The organism is Pseudomonas sp. LM13 (assembly GCF_041381355.1).
In the GTDB taxonomy this organism is placed as follows: Bacteria; Pseudomonadota; Gammaproteobacteria; order Pseudomonadales; family Pseudomonadaceae; genus Stutzerimonas; species Stutzerimonas frequens.
Genome location: NZ_JACBXH010000001.1, coordinates 296,015 through 313,316, shown reverse-complemented (window position 1 = coordinate 313,316; position 17,302 = coordinate 296,015). Strand labels below are relative to the sequence as shown.

General features: G+C 64.6%; 17 protein-coding genes. 9 read left to right on the top strand and 8 right to left on the bottom strand.

Annotation, left to right across the window (positions count from 1 at the left end):
* Positions 1–10 precede the first annotated feature (10 nt).
* Both HZR81_RS01485 and HZR81_RS01480 read right to left on the bottom strand, forming a co-directional pair.
* Positions 11–826: a rhodanese-like domain-containing protein gene (locus tag HZR81_RS01485; protein WP_095460182.1), complete on the bottom strand. Its 816-nt coding sequence runs from the start codon at positions 824–826 to the stop codon at positions 11–13.
* A 48-nt stretch (positions 827–874) separates the two neighbouring features.
* A complete protein-coding gene (locus tag HZR81_RS01480) occupies positions 875–2,389 on the bottom strand; it encodes an HDOD domain-containing protein (protein WP_500127127.1) in 1,515 nt (504 codons plus the stop codon).
* A gap of 165 nt (positions 2,390–2,554) precedes the next feature.
* Here HZR81_RS01480 and motA point away from each other — a divergent pair, with 165 nt between their 5' ends.
* Both motA and motB read left to right on the top strand, forming a co-directional pair.
* Positions 2,555–3,406 carry a flagellar motor stator protein MotA gene (motA, locus tag HZR81_RS01475; protein ID WP_500127126.1) on the top strand — a complete coding sequence of 284 codons (852 nt, stop codon included), beginning with the start codon at positions 2,555–2,557 and terminating at the stop codon, positions 3,404–3,406.
* Positions 3,407–3,415: 9 nt separating this feature from the next.
* Positions 3,416–4,417, top strand: coding sequence for a flagellar motor protein MotB (gene motB, locus HZR81_RS01470; protein ID WP_152481821.1), 1,002 nt, complete (start codon positions 3,416–3,418; stop codon positions 4,415–4,417).
* A 15-nt stretch (positions 4,418–4,432) separates the two neighbouring features.
* On the opposite strand, the gene rsgA is transcribed toward motB, so the two are convergent.
* On the bottom strand, positions 4,433–5,464 hold the full coding sequence (gene rsgA / locus HZR81_RS01465) for a small ribosomal subunit biogenesis GTPase RsgA (RefSeq protein ID WP_500127125.1): 1,032 nt from the start codon (positions 5,462–5,464) through the stop codon (positions 4,433–4,435).
* 117 nt (positions 5,465–5,581) lie between these two features.
* On the opposite strand from rsgA, the gene HZR81_RS01460 reads away from it, so the two are divergent.
* Together HZR81_RS01460 and orn are read left to right on the top strand one after the other, a co-directional pair.
* A complete protein-coding gene (locus tag HZR81_RS01460) occupies positions 5,582–6,385 on the top strand; it encodes a class I SAM-dependent methyltransferase (protein ID WP_500127124.1) in 804 nt (267 codons plus the stop codon).
* A 28-nt stretch (positions 6,386–6,413) separates the two neighbouring features.
* Entirely contained in the window at positions 6,414–6,956 is a 543-nt protein-coding gene (orn, locus tag HZR81_RS01455) for an oligoribonuclease (protein ID WP_133455525.1), read from the top strand.
* Positions 6,957–7,114: 158 nt separating this feature from the next.
* On the opposite strand, the gene HZR81_RS01450 is transcribed toward orn, so the two are convergent.
* The 3 genes from HZR81_RS01450 to HZR81_RS01440 all read right to left on the bottom strand — a co-directional run bounded on the left by HZR81_RS01450 (position 7,115) and on the right by HZR81_RS01440 (position 9,982).
* Positions 7,115–7,756, bottom strand: coding sequence for an oxidoreductase (locus HZR81_RS01450; RefSeq protein WP_500127123.1), 642 nt, complete (start codon positions 7,754–7,756; stop codon positions 7,115–7,117).
* A 19-nt stretch (positions 7,757–7,775) separates the two neighbouring features.
* On the bottom strand, positions 7,776–9,449 hold the full coding sequence (locus tag HZR81_RS01445; protein WP_500127122.1) for a C13 family peptidase: 1,674 nt from the start codon (positions 9,447–9,449) through the stop codon (positions 7,776–7,778).
* A 77-nt stretch (positions 9,450–9,526) separates the two neighbouring features.
* Complete coding sequence (locus HZR81_RS01440) at positions 9,527–9,982, bottom strand: MaoC family dehydratase (protein WP_458992227.1); 456 nt, start codon at positions 9,980–9,982, stop codon at positions 9,527–9,529.
* A gap of 192 nt (positions 9,983–10,174) precedes the next feature.
* Between HZR81_RS01440 and HZR81_RS01435 the strand changes: the two genes are divergently transcribed.
* The 3 genes from HZR81_RS01435 to HZR81_RS01425 are packed head-to-tail and all read left to right on the top strand — an operon-like array spanning position 10,175 to position 11,848.
* Positions 10,175–10,537: a CidA/LrgA family protein gene (locus HZR81_RS01435; RefSeq protein WP_125867087.1), complete on the top strand. Its 363-nt coding sequence runs from the start codon at positions 10,175–10,177 to the stop codon at positions 10,535–10,537.
* Positions 10,534–11,253: an LrgB family protein gene (locus tag HZR81_RS01430; protein ID WP_125867086.1), complete on the top strand. Its 720-nt coding sequence runs from the start codon at positions 10,534–10,536 to the stop codon at positions 11,251–11,253. The genes HZR81_RS01435 and HZR81_RS01430 overlap by 4 nt, the downstream gene beginning before the upstream one ends.
* A 10-nt stretch (positions 11,254–11,263) precedes the next feature.
* The gene (locus HZR81_RS01425) at positions 11,264–11,848 is read left to right on the top strand and encodes an LON peptidase substrate-binding domain-containing protein (RefSeq protein ID WP_500127120.1); all 585 of its coding nucleotides are present in this window, start codon (positions 11,264–11,266) and stop codon (positions 11,846–11,848) included.
* A 78-nt stretch (positions 11,849–11,926) separates the two neighbouring features.
* On the opposite strand, the gene HZR81_RS01420 is transcribed toward HZR81_RS01425, so the two are convergent.
* The gene (locus HZR81_RS01420; RefSeq protein WP_500127119.1) at positions 11,927–13,684 is read right to left on the bottom strand and encodes a bifunctional alpha/beta hydrolase/class I SAM-dependent methyltransferase; all 1,758 of its coding nucleotides are present in this window, start codon (positions 13,682–13,684) and stop codon (positions 11,927–11,929) included.
* Positions 13,685–13,855: 171 nt separating this feature from the next.
* A complete protein-coding gene (locus tag HZR81_RS01415) occupies positions 13,856–15,175 on the bottom strand; it encodes a bifunctional DedA family/phosphatase PAP2 family protein (RefSeq protein ID WP_500127118.1) in 1,320 nt (439 codons plus the stop codon).
* A 191-nt stretch (positions 15,176–15,366) separates the two neighbouring features.
* On the opposite strand from HZR81_RS01415, the gene HZR81_RS01410 reads away from it, so the two are divergent.
* Positions 15,367–16,632: a glutamate-5-semialdehyde dehydrogenase gene (locus tag HZR81_RS01410; protein ID WP_500127117.1), complete on the top strand. Its 1,266-nt coding sequence runs from the start codon at positions 15,367–15,369 to the stop codon at positions 16,630–16,632.
* A complete protein-coding gene (nadD, locus tag HZR81_RS01405) occupies positions 16,632–17,291 on the top strand; it encodes a nicotinate-nucleotide adenylyltransferase (protein WP_110775731.1) in 660 nt (219 codons plus the stop codon). The genes HZR81_RS01410 and nadD overlap by 1 nt, the downstream gene beginning before the upstream one ends.
* The last annotated feature ends 11 nt before the right edge of the window (positions 17,292–17,302 follow it).

Genomic DNA, 17,302 nt, shown 5'->3' with positions numbered 1-17,302 from the left:
TTGGTCCTTTTCATTGCTGCACCGGGGTGTCAGGCAGGTTGCCCCATTCGGCCCAGGAGCCGGCGTAGCCTTTGACGCGCGGATAGCCCAGCGCCTTGGCTATCAGGTAGGTGAGGCCTGAGCGATGGTGGGTTTGACAATGGGTGATGATTTCCTTCTCCGGGACGATCCCGAGTGCCCGCAGGTGCTCGGCGATGTCCTCGCGGATGCGCAGCGAACGTGCTGGGTCCATGGCGGCGGTCCACTCAAAGTTGACCGCCCCGGGGATGTGGCCACCGCGGGCGGCGAACAGCTTTTCGCCGCGGTATTCAGCCGGTGAGCGAGCGTCCCATATAGCCAGGTCGTCCGCGCCGAGGCGGCTCTCGATGTAGGTGCGGGTGGCTGTGGGCGCTTCGTCGAGCGTCAGGCTCGGGTGGCCGGCGGCGGCCGCGGGTACCTGCTGGGTGAGTGACCGGCCCTCGGCCAGCCAGGCGTGCAGGCCGCCGTTGAGGTAGTGGTAGTGGTGATGGCCGATCACATCCAGCAGCCAGACGAAGCGCCCGGCCCAGCCGCCGCCCTCGTCGTCGTAGACCACATAGACCGCGTCGGAGCGATGCCCCAGTGCGCCGAACAGCTGCTGCAGCTGCGCGATGTCGGGAAGCAGGCCGGGCGCTGGCGGTTGGCCGAGCTGGGTCTGCTTGGGGTCGACGAAGCGAGCACCCGGCAGATGGCCTTCGGCATAGCGAGCGGCGCTCGTCAGATCGACCAGAATCAGTTCCGGCGCATCGAGGCGAGCGGCCAGATCGGCAGGCTCGATCACCAGCGGCAGGTGGGAAAAGACGGACACGGCGGGCCTCGACTCAGTCATGGAAGGGACGAAGTCTAGCGAAAAAGATCAGCCCCCGCGCCTGCTGAAATTGCTCAGCGCGCGCTCGATGCACTGGGATGTTTTAACGAATGTTTGCAGTACCGTGTCCGACATGGGCGCGCCGTTCTGATCGGCAACAATGAGCATCAGTACTCGCCCGTCGATTCCCAGCGAGCGCAACAGCAGGTGCTCGCCGGCGAACAGTTTCTTGAGCGTGCCGGGCAGGAGGGCCGAGAACTGCGCCATGTTGGATGGTTGCAGTCGCAGCTGGGCAGGTTTTTCCAGCAGGCGCCGAACAATCTGGCTCTGCTCCGGAGCCAGCGTCAGGCGCGTGGCATCGGCAGGCAGGCCGTTGCCCTGCTGGCTGACCAGGCGATTCTGCTTGCGGTCGACCAGCATCACCAGGGAGCGCTGAAGGCCGGCGCAGGTCAGTGCGCGGCTGGCCGTGGCAGTCAGTTGCAGGATGTTGCTGAACGGTGAGGGATCGCCCAGCAGGCGGCGACATTGGTCGCGCCACTCGGCCAGGTCGGCCGCGCTCGGGGTCGGTGCTTCGCGCAGGGTCTGGAAGCGGCTGCCGGTGGGCCACAGCAGGCCCTGGGCCGGGTGCCAGAGGTCGGTCGGGCCGAACTCGCGGGCACTGATGACCGCTTGCTGGTGCACCATTTGTTGCATCTCGTCCAGTGGCACCTGCAGGTACAGTCCGGCCAGCCGCTGCCAGCGCAGGCTGTGCACGCCGCTCCAGCTGTGGTGTGCCGATAGCGCCAAGCCGTTGGCCAGCACGATGGTGTTGCTCGGCAATGTAAGCCAGCGGCGTAGCTCGGGGTCGGCGTCGAGCATCTGCTGCTGGTGCAGCGGGTGTTCGTTGTCGTGGGCGATATGCAGGGCCCTGATCAGCCGGCGCCGATCGGCACCGAGCAGACGATAGCCCTGAGCGATCCAGTCGGGTAGGCGCCAATGCTCGGCAAGCCTGAGGCACAGCTCCAGCAGGGAAACGCCGAGCAGTTCACGCTCGACGCGGCTGGCTGGTTCGCCCTTGACCAATACCCGCTGTTCCCAGCTCTCCAGCAGGTGCGGATAGGTGCCGATCAGTGCCCAGGCCGGCGCCAGAAACAGCAGGCTGCCCCAGTGGATGTCCTGCCACAGCCGGGCCAGGCGGGCGGCGAACAGCCCGTTGGCCTGCTGGCTGGCATGGCGGCTGATCAGCACCAGTTGCCGCAGCGGTCGCGGCATGTCGGCCGCCTCCATGGCCGGAATGCGCGCCAGCAATGCTTCGGCGCGCTGCACGCCGATGCGCCTGAGCGCGACCTCCAGGCTTTCGGCCGGCTGGCCATCGCCGATGCCGCGGTTGGCTTCCTGAATGAAGCGCAGCGCCAGCACCGGGCTGTCCTGGATGAGTTCGGCGATCTGCCGCATCGACTTGCTGCTGTCGCACAACGCCAGGCGAACCCGTTCATGAACGGCAGCAAAGGCGGGCAGGGGAGCATCGTCGAGTGCCTTGATCCAGGCGGGCAGGGTGCGTGGTAGCGGGGGCGTGGTGGTCATGGCCGAACTAGCTTTTCATCGGGATGGCCTTTAGTCTGGCGCAAAAGTTCCGATAACCAGAACAATTCTTCCAACATTCCTTTTGCAAGGTCGTCTGGTAGCGACTTGGGGCGCTGTTTTGCCCTGATCCGGACGGCTCGTAACCAGGTTTCAGACGTACCTCCTATGGTCAAGATAATCGGCATCATCGTGGTGTTCGCCAGTGTGCTGGGCGGATTCGTGCTTTCGGGCGGCAAGATCGGCGCACTGATCCATCCATTCGAGGTGATGATCATTGGCGGCGCCGCCCTGGGCGGCTTCCTGCAGGCCAACCCCGGCAGTACCACCATGATCGTCTTCAAGAAGTCGCTGAAGATGTTCAGCACGCGCTTCACCCATACCTATTATCTGGAAGTGCTCAGCCTGCTCTATTCGATCCTGAACAAGAGCCGCCGCGAGGGCATGATGGCCATCGAGGCCGATCTTGAGGATCCGGCTGCCAGTCCATTGTTCAGCAAGTACCCCGGCTTCCTGCAGGACGAGCGGATGACCGCCTTCACCTGCGATTACCTGCGCATCATGTCCTCCGGCAACATGGCGCCGCACGAACTCGAAGGCCTGTTCGACATGGAGCTGACCAGCCTGAAGGAAGAACTGGAGCACCCATCTCATGCCGTCAGCAAGGTCGCTGATGGTTTGCCGGCGATGGGTATCGTCGCGGCGGTACTGGGTATCGTGATCACCATGTCGATCCTGGCTGAAGCGAACAACGCCGAGATTGGCGAAAAGGTCGCTACCGCTCTGGTCGGCACCTTCCTCGGCATCCTGGCTTCCTATGGCTTCTTCAGTCCGCTGGCCGCGGCGCTGGAGCACGACGCCAAGGAAGAGCTCAACGTCTACGAGGCAATCAAGGCGACGCTGGTCGCCTCGGCCTCGGGCATGCCGCCGAGCCTGGCCGTCGAGTTCGGCCGCAAGGTTCTCTATCCGGCGCACCGCCCGAGCTTCGCCGAGCTCGAGCAAGCCATGCGTGGCAGCTAAAGGTTCGCCATGGACAATACCCAACCGATCATCGTCAAGCGGGTCAAGAAGGTCGCGGGCGGTCATCACGGTGGCGCCTGGAAGATCGCCTTCGCCGACTTCGCCACGGCGATGATGGCGTTCTTCCTGGTGATGTGGCTGATGAGTTCGGCCACGCCGGAGCAGAAGAAACTCATCTCCGGCTATTTCCAGGACCCCATCGGTTTCACCGAAAGCGCCAGCCCGCATGTGATCGACCTGGGCGGCACGCCGACGCCGTCACCGGATCGCACCCTCAACCCCGAGTTGGAGCCGGCACAGAGCGAGGCGCAGATCGACGCGCAGCAGGCCGAGACGTTCGCCGAGCAGATCGAGCGCGAGCGGCTGGAGTTGCTGCTGCAGGAACTGCAGAACAAGGTCGACGAGAACCCCGAGCTGCAGAAGTTCAAGGACCAGATCCTCTTCGAGATCACCCAGGATGGCCTGCGCATCCAGATCATGGATGCCGAGAACCGACCGATGTTCGCCCTCGGCAGCGCCCAGCTACAGCCTTACTTCGAGGACATCCTGCTGGCGCTGGTGGACACCATCGCCGCCGTGCCGAACAAGATCAGCATCAGCGGACACACCGACGCCAAGCCGTTTTCCGGGCGCGGCGATTTCGGCAACTGGGAGCTATCGGCCAGCCGCGCCAATGCCGCGCGCCGCACGCTCGTAGCAGGTGGGTATCCCGAGGAGCAGATTGCGCGGGTGGTGGGCTATGCCTCATCGGCACTGTTCGATCGCAAGGATCCGTTCAACCCGGTGAACCGTCGCATCGATATCCTGGTGCTGACAAAGAAGGCGCAGCGTTCGATCGAGGGCGAGCAGCCCGGCGCGCAGCGCGACGATGAGGGCGGTGCGGTGCCTGCCCAGTCTTCGCCCGGCGCGACAGCACCCGTCGAGGAGCCGTTGCAGCCCGAACAGCTGCGCGAGCGGCTGAACATCTTTGAAGACGGGGTGCTGCAATTCGGCCAACCCGACGGTCGCTGACCGGCCGGGATGAACTCAGTAGTCCGATTCCGGCAGGCTGCTGAGAATATGTCGATAGCTGGCCATGCGCTGTGGCTGGATACGCCCCTCTTCCAGAGCCTTGAGCAGCGCGCAGCCCGGTTCGCGATCGTGCTTGCAGTCGCGGAAACGGCAGTGCCCGAGCAGCTCCTGAAATTCGATGAAGCCTGCTTCCACATCGGCGCGGCTGACGTGGCTGAGGCCGAATTCGCGAATGCCGGGTGAGTCGATCAGCTCGCCGCCGCCGGGGAAGTGGAACAGCCGCGCGGTGGTGGTGGTATGCGTACCCTTGCCGGTCATTTCCGACAGCGCGCCGACACGGGTATCGACGCCCGGCAGCAGGCTGTTGACCAGCGACGACTTGCCAACTCCGGACTGCCCGACGAACACGCTGACGTGACCGTCGAGGCGCGCCTTCAGCTCGTCCATGCCGGCGCCGCCATGGGCGGAGACCTCCAGCAGCGGATAATCCAGCTGGCGATACACGTCCAGCAGGCGGTTCAGTGCTGCCTCGTTCTGCTCGTCGATCAGGTCGGCCTTGTTTAGCAGCAGCAGCGGCGCGATGCCAGCGTGCTCGGCTGCGATCAGATAGCGATCGATCAGGTTGGCGTGCGGCTCGGGGAGCGGTGCGAAGACGATGACGATCAGGTCGACATTGGCCGCCACCGGCTTGAGCTGGCCACGCATGTCCGGCCGGCACAGCTCCGAATGTCGCGGCAGCTGCGCGACGATGACGCCGATGCCCTGGTTGCCCGGGCGCCAGACCACGCGGTCGCCGGTGACCAGTGCCGGCAGGTTGGCCCGCAGGTGACAGCGGAACACCTGGCCGCTGTGTTCGCCCTCCAGTGCCTCGACCTCGACCTGTACGCCGAAATGCGCGATGACCAGCCCGGTCTGTTCCGGGCCGAGGTCGCCGCCTTCCAGCTCCTCGAGGGCACGGCTCTCACGGCGTGCGGCACGGGCGGCGCGCTCTTCCTGGATCTTCTCGATGCGCCAGCTCTGCCGGCGGTTGAGTTGGCGTTTGGCCATGGGTGGGGGTTGTCTCGCAGTTTTGGTGGGCGAGTCTAGCATGCCGGCTGGCTGCGGCCTGTATGGCGCGTCGGCAGACGGTTAGACTGACCGGCCCTGGTTCGACGACCGCTGATCATGTCCGCCACCACGCTTACCCGCTTGCCTGTTCTACGCGCGCTGCTGGCCCAGTTGCTGGCGCTGTTGCTCGTCTGGCTACTGGCGTTCGGCCTGCTCTGGGGCTTTGCCGTGCGCCCAGGGCTGCTCCCCACCGCGCTCGCGCAGGGCGCTCTGGCCGCGCTGATCGGGGCGCGACTCGGCCTGTCGGTCTGGTGGTTGCCGATCAACCTGCTCTTCGTGCCTGGTCTGCTGCTGTTCGGCGACCTCAATGTGCCGGCATGGGCGCCGCTGAGCGGCCTCGCGCTGCTCTTGCTGCTCAACTGGAACGCCTTCGGCGAGCGGGTGCCGCTCTACCTGACCGGCTCGCAGACCGAGCGCCGGTTGCGTGTGCGGCTGGCGGTGCTGCCGAACGATTTTCGTCTGATCGATCTGGGCAGTGGGCTGGCCGGTACCCTGGTGCGGCTGGCACGGGCATATCCGGCGGCGCGCTTCGTCGGAGTGGAAACCGCACCGCTGACCTTCGCCCTGTCCTGGCTGCGCTGCCTGCCTCGGCGCAACTGCCATGTCCAGCCGCTCAGCCTGTGGCGCGTCGATCTCGGCGAGTACGATGTTGTCTACTGCTTCCTTTCACCGGCGCCCATGGCGGCGCTGTGGGAAAAGGCGCGGGCGGAAATGCGCCCCGGTGCGATGCTGATCAGTAACAGTTTCGCGGTGCCCGGTGTCGAGCCGGCCGAGGTGCTGTCGATCGGCGACTGGCGCGGCTCACGCTTGCTGATCTGGTACCCGGCCGGCCCACCTGACGGCGCCGGCGCGAGCGGCTAAACTGCGCCGCACAGCCAAGGAGCCCCTCATGCAGAACCCACAGAACCTGATCTGGATCGACCTGGAAATGACCGGTCTGGATCCGGACAACGACGTCATCATCGAGATGGCCACCATCGTCACCGACAGCCAGCTCAACGTGCTGGCCGAGGGACCGGTCATCGCCGTGCACCAGAGCGACGAAGTCCTCGCCGGCATGGATGAGTGGAACACCCGCCAGCACGGCGGTTCGGGGCTGACCCAGCGTGTGCGCGAGAGCCGGATTTCCACGGCGGAAGCCGAGCGCCTGACCCTGGAGTTCCTCGAGCAGTGGGTGCCCAAGGGCAAGTCGCCGATCTGTGGCAACAGCATCTGCCAGGACCGTCGTTTCCTTTATCGGCAGATGCCGACGCTGGAAGCCTATTTCCACTACCGCAACCTGGATGTCTCGACGCTCAAGGAGCTGGCGGCACGCTGGGCGCCACAAATCATGGAAGGTTTCAAGAAGGGTGGTACTCACCTGGCGCTGGACGACATCCGCGATTCCATCGCCGAGCTGCGGCATTACCGCGAGCACTTCATCAAGGTATGAGCGGCCACTAAAGCTCGCGCAGGTTCGCAGGGTGGATCGCGCGGCACCGATCCGCCCCGCCGGGCGAGCCGGAAGTAAATAGCGACATCCGCGCTACGCCTGCGAGCCGGCGGCAAGCCGGCCCTCGCGACGATCACGGCCAGAAGTCCGGCCGAAAGTTACTTGCCCAATTTGCGCAGTTCGTCCGACTCGACGATGCGCAGGCCGTCGCCTTCTTCCAGCGCCAGGCGCCAGAGCGCTCGCGCCAGCGTGCAGGCCTCGATTCCGTGGTACTTGCCTGGAAGCAGCTGCGACAGCGGCGCGGCGATGCGCTCGCTCAGGCGCGACTCCAGGCGTGGGCCGATGAGTTGCGAAGGTCGCGCGATGGTGAGTTGTGGCCAGTCCTGCTGCTGCAGTGCGGCCTCGGTCTCGCCCTTTACCTTGAGATAGAAGATTGAGCTGTCCGTGCTGGCGCCCAGTGAGCTGATCACCAGCAGATGGCGGGCGCCCATTTCCTTGGCGCGGCGGGCGAATGCCAGCACCAGGTCATGATCTATGGCGCGGAAGGCCTCCTGGCTGCCGGCCTGCTTGAGTGTGCTGCCCAGGCAGCAGAAGGCCGTGTCGATCGCGCCGCTCAGAGTTGGCAGCACTGTTAGCAGCTCGCCGACCGGGTTTTCCAGGCGTGGGTGCGCGGCCAGCGGCTTGCGCGTCGGCGCCAGCACGCGTTCGACGGTGGGTTCGTTGAGCAGGCGATCGAGCAGATGCTCGCCAGTGAGTCCGGTGGCGCCGGCAAGCAGAATGCGCTGTGGCGTCAAATACATGGTTGTGCTCCTGTGGCGATCATTGGGCGGCACGTCGTTGCTGCAGTTCCTGCCAGCGCTGGACGACCGGTTCCGGTGCCCATAATTGCGGTTCCGATGCCTGATAGTCGTCGGCCTGCTCGCGTTCGGCAACCTTTGCCGCCGCCAGCGTGAAGGCCTGCACGATATCGTCGGTTTCCTGCAATGCTTCGGCGAACAGCGCGCGGCCGAAGTAGGTGAAGTCGCTCTGCTCGGAGCAGCCGAACGACACCCGGTCGGCACGCGCGGCAGTCATGATCAGCGTCTGCTGATTCTTCAGCGGCTCGATGAAACCACCGGAGTAGCAGGCGGATATCACCACCATCGCCTTGCGCCCGGCCAGCGGCGTGAGCAGTTCGGCAAGGTCGCCGGCGGGCAAGTCGTCCAGGCTCAGACGCGGCTGGCTCAACACCAGTTCGTGCTCGGCCGAGCCGTGGCTGGTGAAGTAGAGGAAGATCAGGTCTTCCTCGCCGCTGCGCTCGGCCAGGGCGCGGATGGCCCGCGCCAGGTTCTCCCGGGTCGCCAGCGGGCGGTCGGCCAGGTGGTCACGATGGTTGACCAGGCTGAGCTGGCCGCGGGCCTCGAAGCGCTCGGCCAGCAGCCGCTGCACGTAATCCGCTTCGCGCATGAACACGCTCTGGCGACCGTCGCCGGCGAACGTCAGCGTATAGAGTTCGGCCGCCGGGGTGGATGGCGGCAGTGCCTCGATGGCGCTGTCGAGCAGGTCACCCTGCTCCAGTAGGGCGATCTCCAACGGGTCGGGCAGTGCGTGGCCCTGTTCGTCGCGGATGCGCCGGCCGTTGTGCCAGGTGCCGCGCAGTTCGCGGCCTACGGCATCGGTCAGCGCACCCTCGCCGGCGAAGCGTCCCTGGCGAAAGCCGCCGGTGTAGAAGCTGCCATCGGCACGGTCGAGCCGGCCCTGGCCGTGGTAGCGCCAGCCGCGGAACTGGCCGACGTAACGGCTGCCATCGCTGGCGAGGTGGCTGCCGGTGCCACTCAGTTCGCCATGGACGAAGGTACCGCTCCAGACGTTGCCGTCGCTGTCCTCGTAGCGGCCCTGGCCATGGAACTGGTCATTCTCGAACTGGCCGCTGTAGCGTTCGCCCTGGCCGGTCACGTAGCTGCCTTCGCCGTTCAGGCTGCCGGCGCTGAAATCGCCGCTGAGCTGGCCATCGACGTCGCTGCGGGTACCAGGACCATCCGGCTGGCCTCGGCTGAACTGGCCCTGATGGACGTAGCCATCGGCATACTCGAGCTTGCCCTGGCCGTGGTAGAGATTGTTGCGGAACTCGCCTTCGTAGACCGTGCCGTCCTGGCTGAAACGGCCGTGGCCGTGCATGCGACCGGCCTGGAATTCGCCTTCGTAGACGCCGCCCTCGGCGTAGCTGAAGCGGCCGAGGCCGTCGAACAGGCCATGCTTGAACTCGCCCTCGTAGCGATCGCCGGTGGCGCCGTTCCAGGTACCGAAGCCATGCCACTGGCCGTCCTTGAACTCGCCGAAGTAGTAGCTGCCGTTCGGGTAATCGATGCGTCCGCTGCCCTGCAGCAGGCCGTCGACGATCTCGCCGCGGTAGCGGCCGCCGTCCGGCAGCACTCCATCGGCAGGGGTTAGAGGCTCGCCCTCGCCGCAGGCGGTGAGCAGACCGAGTAACAGGAAGGGAATAAGACGCAGCATGCGGACATCCGCTCAGGCAGGACGTCCGCAGTATGCCGCAAACCGGGCGGGCTGCGACAATCGCGCAGGGTTGCCGCTCAGAGGATGCACAGAGCCAGGGTTTCGGCGATGTAGGCCGGTTTCTCCGAGCCTTCGATCTCCATCACAGCGCGGGCCTTGAGCAGCCACTGGCCGGGATTTTTTTCGTGGGCATCGATCAGCGTCAGCCCCAGCCGCACCCGCGAGCCGACGCGTACCGGCTGGATGAAGCGCAGGCTGTCCAGGCCATAGTTGACGCCCATCCGCGTGCCCTCGGGAACCACCATCAGGTCACCGGAGAGCATCGGCAGCAGCGACAGTGACAGGAAGCCGTGGGCGATGGTGCCGCCGAACGGGGTCTGCGCGGCCTTCTCGGCGTCGACATGGATGAACTGGTGGTCACCGGTGCAGTCGGCAAACTGATCGACACGCTGCTGGTCGATGGTCAGCCAGTCGGAGTGACCGAGTTCCTTGCCGATGAAGTCCTTCAGTTGTGCGACGGGTACCTGTGGCATGAATCCTCCGGGTTGTTCTTGTGATTGCAGGATGAGCGGCCATGGGCAGTAGGCGACTGCACCGGGGCTAGATCAGCACGTGCACTAGCAACTGCAAACCAGCATCGGCAGCGCGAATGGCCCGTCATAGCGCCGCGCGGGCAGCTGGCAGCGTTGGCCCTTATACTGTCCGCATTTTTGCAGGAGGCTCCCATGCTGCTCAGAGGCCTGACCTGGCTGGTCGCATTCCAGCTGCTTGGCACCGTGCTGAACGTGCTGTTTCTGCCCATGCTGCCAGGCCCGATCATTGGGATGGTGCTGTTGTTCGCTGGTCTGCTGGCGCGTGGCAGGGCAAGCGAATCGCTTCAGCTGGCGGCGAGTAGCCTGCTGCGCTATCTGCCGCTTCTGCTGGTGCCCCCGGCAGTGGGTGTGATGGCCTATACCGAGGCGATCCTGGACGATTTCTGGGCCATCATCGGCGTGCTGGTGATTTCGCTGGTGATCTCGCTGGTCTTCACCGGTTGGCTGATGCAGGCGCTGATCCGGCGCAAGCAGCGCCGTCAGGAGGGGACATGATCGAGTTGCATTGGTATGCGGCCTGGCAGGCGCTGATCCACCATCCGCTGTTCGGCGTGGGCATCACCCTGGCGGCGTTCCAGCTGGCATTTGCCGCCTACGAGAAGACTCGCTGGGTGTTTCTACAGCCAGTGCTGGTGTCGATGGCGCTGGTGGTCGGCATCCTCTTGGCATGCGGTATCGCCTACGAGGAGTACCGCATCAGCGCCCAGTGGCTAACCATCCTGCTTGGGCCGGCCACCGTGGCCCTGGCCGTGCCGCTTTACCTCAACCTGCGGCGCATCCGCGAGCTGTTCGGGCCGATCGTGGTCACCCTGCTGGTCGCCGGCGTATTCGCCACGGCGCTGGGCATGGCCCTGGCCTGGGCGTTCGGTGCCGACGAGATGATCCTCATGACCCTTGCGCCGAAATCCGTGACCTCGCCGATCGCCATGCTGGTCGCCGAACAGATCGGTGGCGTTGTGGCCCTGGCCGCGGTGTTCGTGATGATCACTGGTGTGCTCGGCGCGATTATCGGTCCGGAACTGTTGCGCCGGTTTGGCGTTCAGCATCCTGCAGCCCGCGGCATCGCGCTGGGGCTGACCGCTCACGCCGTGGGCACGGCGCAGGCGCTGCAGGAAAGCGACGAGTGCGGTGCTTTCGCGGCGCTGGCCATGAGTCTGATGGGGGTGCTGACCGCGGTGCTGTTGCCGCTGGTGGTCGCCCTGCTGCTGTGATGGAGTCCGCATGAGATTGCCGCTGTTCCCGCTGGATACCGTGCTGTTTCCCGGTTGTGCGCTCGAATTACAGATATTCGAGGCGCGCTATCTGGACATGGTCAGCCAGTGCTTAAAGGCTGGTCATGGCTTTGGCGTGGTGCACATTCTGGATGGTCGTGAAGTCGGCGCGGCGCCAACGGCCTTCGCCAGCATCGGCTGCGAGGCGCATATTCGGGACTGGCAGCAGTTGTCCAATGGCCTGTTGGGCATACGCGTGGAAGGCGGGCGACGCTTCGATGTTCAGTCGTCCGAAGTGCAGGACGACCAGCTGACCGTCGCCCAGGTCGCCTGGCGCGCTGAGCCCGCCCTGCAACCGCTGAACGAGCGGCACGCCGACCTGCTGGTACTGCTCGAAGCGCTCGGTCAGCATCCGATGGTCAAGACGTTGGGGCTCGGCGGCCCCGTCGACGATCAGGCCACCCTGGCCAATCAGCTGGCTTACCTGCTGCCATTCGAGGTCACGCAGAAGATCGAGTTGCTGAGGCTGGACAAGCCGGAGCTCCAGCTGGAGCAGATTCAAAGCCTGCTCGAGCAATTGCAGGACGGGGCTTAGGCCTGTCGCCCCGTGTGTTGGGCGACTTGACCTGGAGCCGCACCGGCCAATTGGTTTCGCTAGAAAAGGTCGGCTTTGTCAGTGCGGCTTTTGTGCCAACGACACCGTAAAGATCCCCCAATCGTCTATACGCTGGGTGATTTTAGCCAGGCCTGCCGCTGCTACCAATTGGTCCATCTCTGCTTGGGTACGCCGCCGCATCACCCATGCCTGTCCATCTCGGTGGCTGGTCAGCACTCGGGCGATGAGATTCAGCTGTGGGTGCCAGGGTTGTCCTGTGTAAACGATGTAACCGCCCGGTTGCAGTGCTTCGGCGATGCCGGCCAAAGAGCGGCTGATCATCTGATTGTCGCCGAACAACTCGTAGAGTCCCGATACCACTACAAGCGTTGGGCGCGGCGAGAGTGAGGCCAGACTGGCCTGATCGAATGCGTCAGCCTTGATGAACCGAGCGACGTCTTCGAAACCCTTTGCCTGGATCAGGGCGCTACCATCGCGTACGTTGATGTCGCTGTAATCGCGTAGAACAATCGAAGCAGGGCGCTCTTCGAGACTCTGTACTGCCTCAAGAATGTAGCGACCGTGGCCGGCAGCGATGTCTACGATATGTACTGGCTGATCGGTGCTTCGCAGCCGACTTATCGCTCCGCGTAACAGCTCTTCTACATGCGCTTTTCTCGGGCGTATTGCTCGCCAGCCTATGGAATTCAAATAGAGCTGGTCGATCTTGCGCCCTAGCAGGGTCAGGCCTGCTGGTTCGTTTCTGTAGACATAATCGAGCGTGCTGCCGGAATCGAAACCGGTCTCGAAGCCGAGCTTCATTCCATGGGAAAGCCGGGCACCAAGGCGCATTCCTGCACGCATGGCGCGCCAGTAACATTCTTGTATTGAGTTTGGGGCAACAGGGGCGGCCAGTGCTTCTGCTTCTGCTCGCATCGGGCCTATTCGGTCCGCATCTAAGAGCGATGGAGGTGCCGTTGGCGTTTCAAAGTTGTGAAGAATGAAGCGACGGGCCTGGCTTACTGCCCGTTCACGATCTCGCTCACCAAGCGTGTCGTGAAAGAAGCCGGGGAGAAGGTGTTTTTCTTTCCGTAAGCAGCCGAGTCTTTCGAAAAACATCACCTGCGGTTTGCGCTCGACGACGAAGTCCGCGCCTGAGATGAGGAGCTGCGTCGGGATTTGGATCGCCTGCGCATCTGCAACCACGCGCCGCGCCGCTTCATGCAGTCCAAGGAGCATGTTGACGGAAATGGCCTTGGTAATAAGCGGGTCCTGCTGATAGCTCTGAATCCGCGCGGGATCGTGCGTCAGGAAGCGTGCCTTGACGTAGCTGTCAACGAAGAAGTTGCCGCGAAACGCTCGTATCAGCCTCAAAGCCGCCCGTGCGAACGGTACGTACAGCTTCACGCTGAACGCCGGTGAGGCCAGTATCAGCGCGCGAACTTTGGGCGCATAGTCGTGGGCCCATGTCGCAACGACAACCGCCCCTACGCTTTGCGCGACAATGGCTAAGTCCTCCTCGTCGAAGTTGTGGGTCGAGCCGATGTGTTCAATGAACGTTTGCACATCTCGCACGCTCGTCGCGAAGCTCGGGCTGTCTCCGCGAGCGCCAGGCGACAGACCGTGCCCGCGCGCATCCCAGGCAAAGAAATCACAGTCAGGAAGGTCGAGTTCATCAACGAGGTGGGCCAGTCGACCCGAATGCTCATGTCCTCGATGGAACATTACGACGGCCCGCCTTTTCGTTGTCTCTACCGACAAGAGCGCGGGCCAATGGCGGTAGGAAAGTGGTACGGCATCGTGGCTGCTGAATGTTAGAAGGTGTGACTCTCGCATCGGACTAATCCTAGTTCCCTGGACACTTATTGAGTTATCCGAAACTCAACGTCGGAAGGTTGCTCGGCGCTAGATGCGCACTAACCACCGGTGGTGTGATATGCGCAACGACACGTCGCACATTCTTGGCTCGTGACCAGAAATCTAGCTGATCACACCTTCGCTAGATGCTCACTGGTACCGATACATTTGCATCGCGGCCGGCAGCGCCCACACGCTGAACGCGCCGATCAGTCCCAGGCAGGCGGGCAGGATCAGCCACCATACCTTGGCTGGTAGTGCTGCCATCGGGGCGCGCCATTGCACCAGGGTCAGGCTGAGCGCGCAGATGCTCGCCGCGAGCAGTGCACCGGCGGTGACGTCGGTCATCCAGTGCACCCCCAGGTAGACCCGTGATAGCGCGATCGCCGTGGCCGGTAGGCTGGCCAGCACCAGCCAGGCCAGGCGTAGGCGCGGCGGCTGGTCGCGGCCGGCGAGCACGCCGAGGGTGAGAAAGAAGGCGAACGCGGCCGAGCTGTGTCCACTGGGAAAGCTGTAGCTGCTCAGCGGCTCCATCAAGACCTCTGGACGGACGCGGGCAAAGGAGGCCTTGAGCGCACCGTTGGCCGTGGCCGTGCCCAGCAGCGTGAGGATGGAAAAGATTGCTGCACGCCACTGGCGTAGGATCAGGAGCAGCACGCACAGCAAGACACCGGCCCAGAGCTGGGTGTGGAAGTCGCCTAAGCGGGTGATGACGACCATGATGCGATCGAGCACGCTGCTGCGTTCGCTCTGGATTACCGCGAGCAGTCCTTCGTCGAGCTCCTTGAAATGTGGCCAGCCGAAAAACAGCCCGAGCAGGATCGCTACGCTGACTGCTGCCGACAGCGCACTGACCCAGCGCAGCTGGCGCAGGCTGCCGTACGCGGTACTGGCGGCCAGAGCCAGCAGGCCGCCGGCGACGATCGCCGCCTCGCTCCAGAAGCCTTCCTGCAGCGGCAGGCGCATGGCCGCGCCAGCGCTCCAGCCGGGCAGCAGATAGGCCATCGACCAGCCAGCGGCGGCACACAGGCTGACCAGCAAAAAGCGGCCGAAGGGCATGTCGAGCATGCCGGCGGTCATTGGTAGCATCGGTCGCAGCGGCCCAATGAAGCGGCCGACCAGCAGGCTGGCAACGCCGTAGCGCTGGAAGTAATGCTCGGCGCGCAGCAGCCACTCGGGGTGGTTGCGCAGGCCGGGCAGGCGACGTATGCCCTGATGGTATCGGCGGCCCAGACCATACGAGAGCAGGTCGCCGATCAGGCCGCCGATGAAGCCCAGCAGCAGGGTTTCGCCGAGCGTGAGGACGCCGTTACCGGCCAGCAGGGCGATGGAAAAGGTCAGTACGGTACCCGGGATCAGCAAGCCGACGACTGCCAGGCTCTCCATGCAGGCAACGAGCAGCAGTGCCAGGCCCAGCCAGTGTGGGTGGCTTGCCAGCCATTGAGTAAGGGGGTCGAGCCACTGGCCCATGCATGCTTCCTTGGATCGGGATCGCCTTTCGACCTGACGAAAGGGCGGCGGGTTTCCTGTGTGCCGATAATACCCCGCTGGTGTCATGCTGAGCGGCGCGATCGGAGCCCTTTCGCCCCGTCGTCGCTGTGCGTAGGCTGCCAGGACGGCTATAATCAGCCGCTTTCCCTTTAGTCAGGCCAGCTAGATCCATGACCGAGTCCGTACTCGACTACATGACCCGCCTGGGCCGCGCCGCGCGCGAGGCCTCGCGAGTGCTTGCGCGTGCCAGCACGGCGCAGAAGAATCGTGCCCTGCAGGCCGCCGCCGCGGCGCTCGACGCTGCTCGCGACGAGCTGGTGCGGGCCAATGAACTGGACCTGGCTGGCGGCCGTGCCAATGGCCTGGACGCCGCCATGCTCGATCGCCTGGCGCTGACGCCCAAGGTCATCGACGGCATGATCGAGGGCCTGCGCCAGGTCGCCACGCTACCGGATCCGATCGGCGCGATCCGCGACATGCGCTACATGCCGTCCGGCATTCAGGTCGGCAAGATGCGCGTACCGCTGGGCGTGGTGGGCATCATCTACGAATCGCGGCCCAACGTGACCATCGACGCCGCCAGCCTGTGCCTGAAGTCGGGCAATGCGACCATCCTGCGTGGCGGCTCCGAGGCGATCCATTCCAATCAGGCGATTGCCCGTTGCATCCAGCTCGGCCTCGCCGAAGCCGGCCTGCCGGCTGCTGCCGTGCAGGTGGTGGACACCACTGACCGCGCCGCGGTGGGCGCCCTGATCAGCATGCCGGAATACGTCGACGTGATCGTGCCGCGTGGTGGCAAGGGTCTGATCGAGCGCATCAGTCGCGACGCCCGGGTGCCGGTGATCAAGCACCTGGACGGCATCTGCCACGTCTATGTCGACGTCGCGGCGGATGTGGACAAGGCCATCCGCATCGCCGACAACGCCAAGACCCAGCGCTTCGCGCCGTGCAACACCATGGAAACGCTGCTGGTGCACCAGGGCATCGCCGAGCAGGTGCTGCCGCCGCTGGCGGCCATTTATCGCGACAAGGGCGTCGAACTGCGGGGCTGCCCGCGCACGCGCGCGCTGCTCGGCAACGAAGTGCTGGCGGCCAGCGAAGAGGACTGGTCTACCGAGTACAACGCACCGATCCTCTCGATCCGCATCCTCGACTCGCTGGATGAGGCGATCGAGCACATCAATCGCTACGGCTCGCAGCACACCGATGCGATCGTCACGGAGAACTTCACCGACGCCCGTCGCTTCCTCACCGAGGTCGATTCGGCATCGGTGATGATCAACGCCTCGACCCGCTTCGCCGATGGCTTCGAGTACGGGCTGGGGGCGGAGATCGGTATCTCCACCGACAAGCTGCACGCGCGCGGTCCGGTCGGCCTGGAAGGGTTGACCAGCGAGAAGTACGTGGTCTTCGGCGACGGTCACGTCCGTACCTGATGAATCACGCAGGCGGCGCCCGGCGCATCGGCATTCTCGGTGGCACCTTCGATCCGGTGCACATCGGCCACCTGCGCGGCGCGCTCGAAGTGGCCGAGATGTTCGGGCTCGACGAGCTGCGGTTGATACCCAATGCGCGGCCGCCGCACCGCGATACGCCCAATTGCTCGGCACAGGATCGCCTGGCGATGGTCCGCCTGGCGGTGCAGGACCTGCCGCCGCTGTGTGTGGATGCACGGGAGCTGGAGCGCGAGAGACCGTCCTACACCATCGATACGCTGATTTCCTTGCGTGCCGAGCTCGGTGCCGACGACCAGCTGCTGCTGGTGGTGGGCTGGGACGCCTTCTGTGGTCTGCCCACCTGGCATCGCTGGGAGGAGCTGCTCGATTACTGCCATATCCTCGTGCTGCAGCGGCCGGATGCCGGCACCGAGGCGCCGCAGGCACTGCGTGATCTGCTCGCGGCGCGCAGCGTGACCGATCCGCAGGCGCTGTGCGGTGGGGCAGGGCAGATCGCTTTCGTCTGGCAGACGCCGCTGGAAGTATCGGCCACGCAGATTCGCCAATTGTTGGCCAGCGGCAAGTCGGTCCGATTCCTGGTTCCCGATGCCGTACTGGCTTATATCAACGCGCACGGACTGTACCGGGCGTCGAACTGAGGTTGTTTTCA

Bases quoted from the DNA above. Each gene is read 5' to 3' on its own strand.
- HZR81_RS01420 (WP_500127119.1), bottom strand. From the start codon at position 13,684: ATGCGAGAGTCACACCTTCTAACATTCAGCAGCCACGATGCCGTACCA.
- HZR81_RS01425 (WP_500127120.1), top strand. From the start codon at position 11,264: ATGAGATTGCCGCTGTTCCCGCTGGATACCGTGCTGTTTCCCGGTTGT.
- orn (WP_133455525.1), top strand. From the start codon at position 6,414: ATGCAGAACCCACAGAACCTGATCTGGATCGACCTGGAAATGACCGGT.
- HZR81_RS01460 (WP_500127124.1), top strand. From the start codon at position 5,582: ATGTCCGCCACCACGCTTACCCGCTTGCCTGTTCTACGCGCGCTGCTG.
- HZR81_RS01450 (WP_500127123.1), bottom strand. From the start codon at position 7,756: ATGTATTTGACGCCACAGCGCATTCTGCTTGCCGGCGCCACCGGACTC.
- HZR81_RS01480 (WP_500127127.1), bottom strand. From the start codon at position 2,389: ATGACCACCACGCCCCCGCTACCACGCACCCTGCCCGCCTGGATCAAG.
- motA (WP_500127126.1), top strand. From the start codon at position 2,555: ATGGTCAAGATAATCGGCATCATCGTGGTGTTCGCCAGTGTGCTGGGC.
- rsgA (WP_500127125.1), bottom strand. From the start codon at position 5,464: ATGGCCAAACGCCAACTCAACCGCCGGCAGAGCTGGCGCATCGAGAAG.
- HZR81_RS01445 (WP_500127122.1), bottom strand. From the start codon at position 9,449: ATGCTGCGTCTTATTCCCTTCCTGTTACTCGGTCTGCTCACCGCCTGC.
- nadD (WP_110775731.1), top strand. From the start codon at position 16,632: ATGAATCACGCAGGCGGCGCCCGGCGCATCGGCATTCTCGGTGGCACC.
- HZR81_RS01435 (WP_125867087.1), top strand. From the start codon at position 10,175: ATGCTGCTCAGAGGCCTGACCTGGCTGGTCGCATTCCAGCTGCTTGGC.
- HZR81_RS01440 (WP_458992227.1), bottom strand. From the start codon at position 9,982: ATGCCACAGGTACCCGTCGCACAACTGAAGGACTTCATCGGCAAGGAA.
- HZR81_RS01410 (WP_500127117.1), top strand. From the start codon at position 15,367: ATGACCGAGTCCGTACTCGACTACATGACCCGCCTGGGCCGCGCCGCG.
- motB (WP_152481821.1), top strand. From the start codon at position 3,416: ATGGACAATACCCAACCGATCATCGTCAAGCGGGTCAAGAAGGTCGCG.
- HZR81_RS01430 (WP_125867086.1), top strand. From the start codon at position 10,534: ATGATCGAGTTGCATTGGTATGCGGCCTGGCAGGCGCTGATCCACCAT.
- HZR81_RS01415 (WP_500127118.1), bottom strand. From the start codon at position 15,175: ATGGGCCAGTGGCTCGACCCCCTTACTCAATGGCTGGCAAGCCACCCA.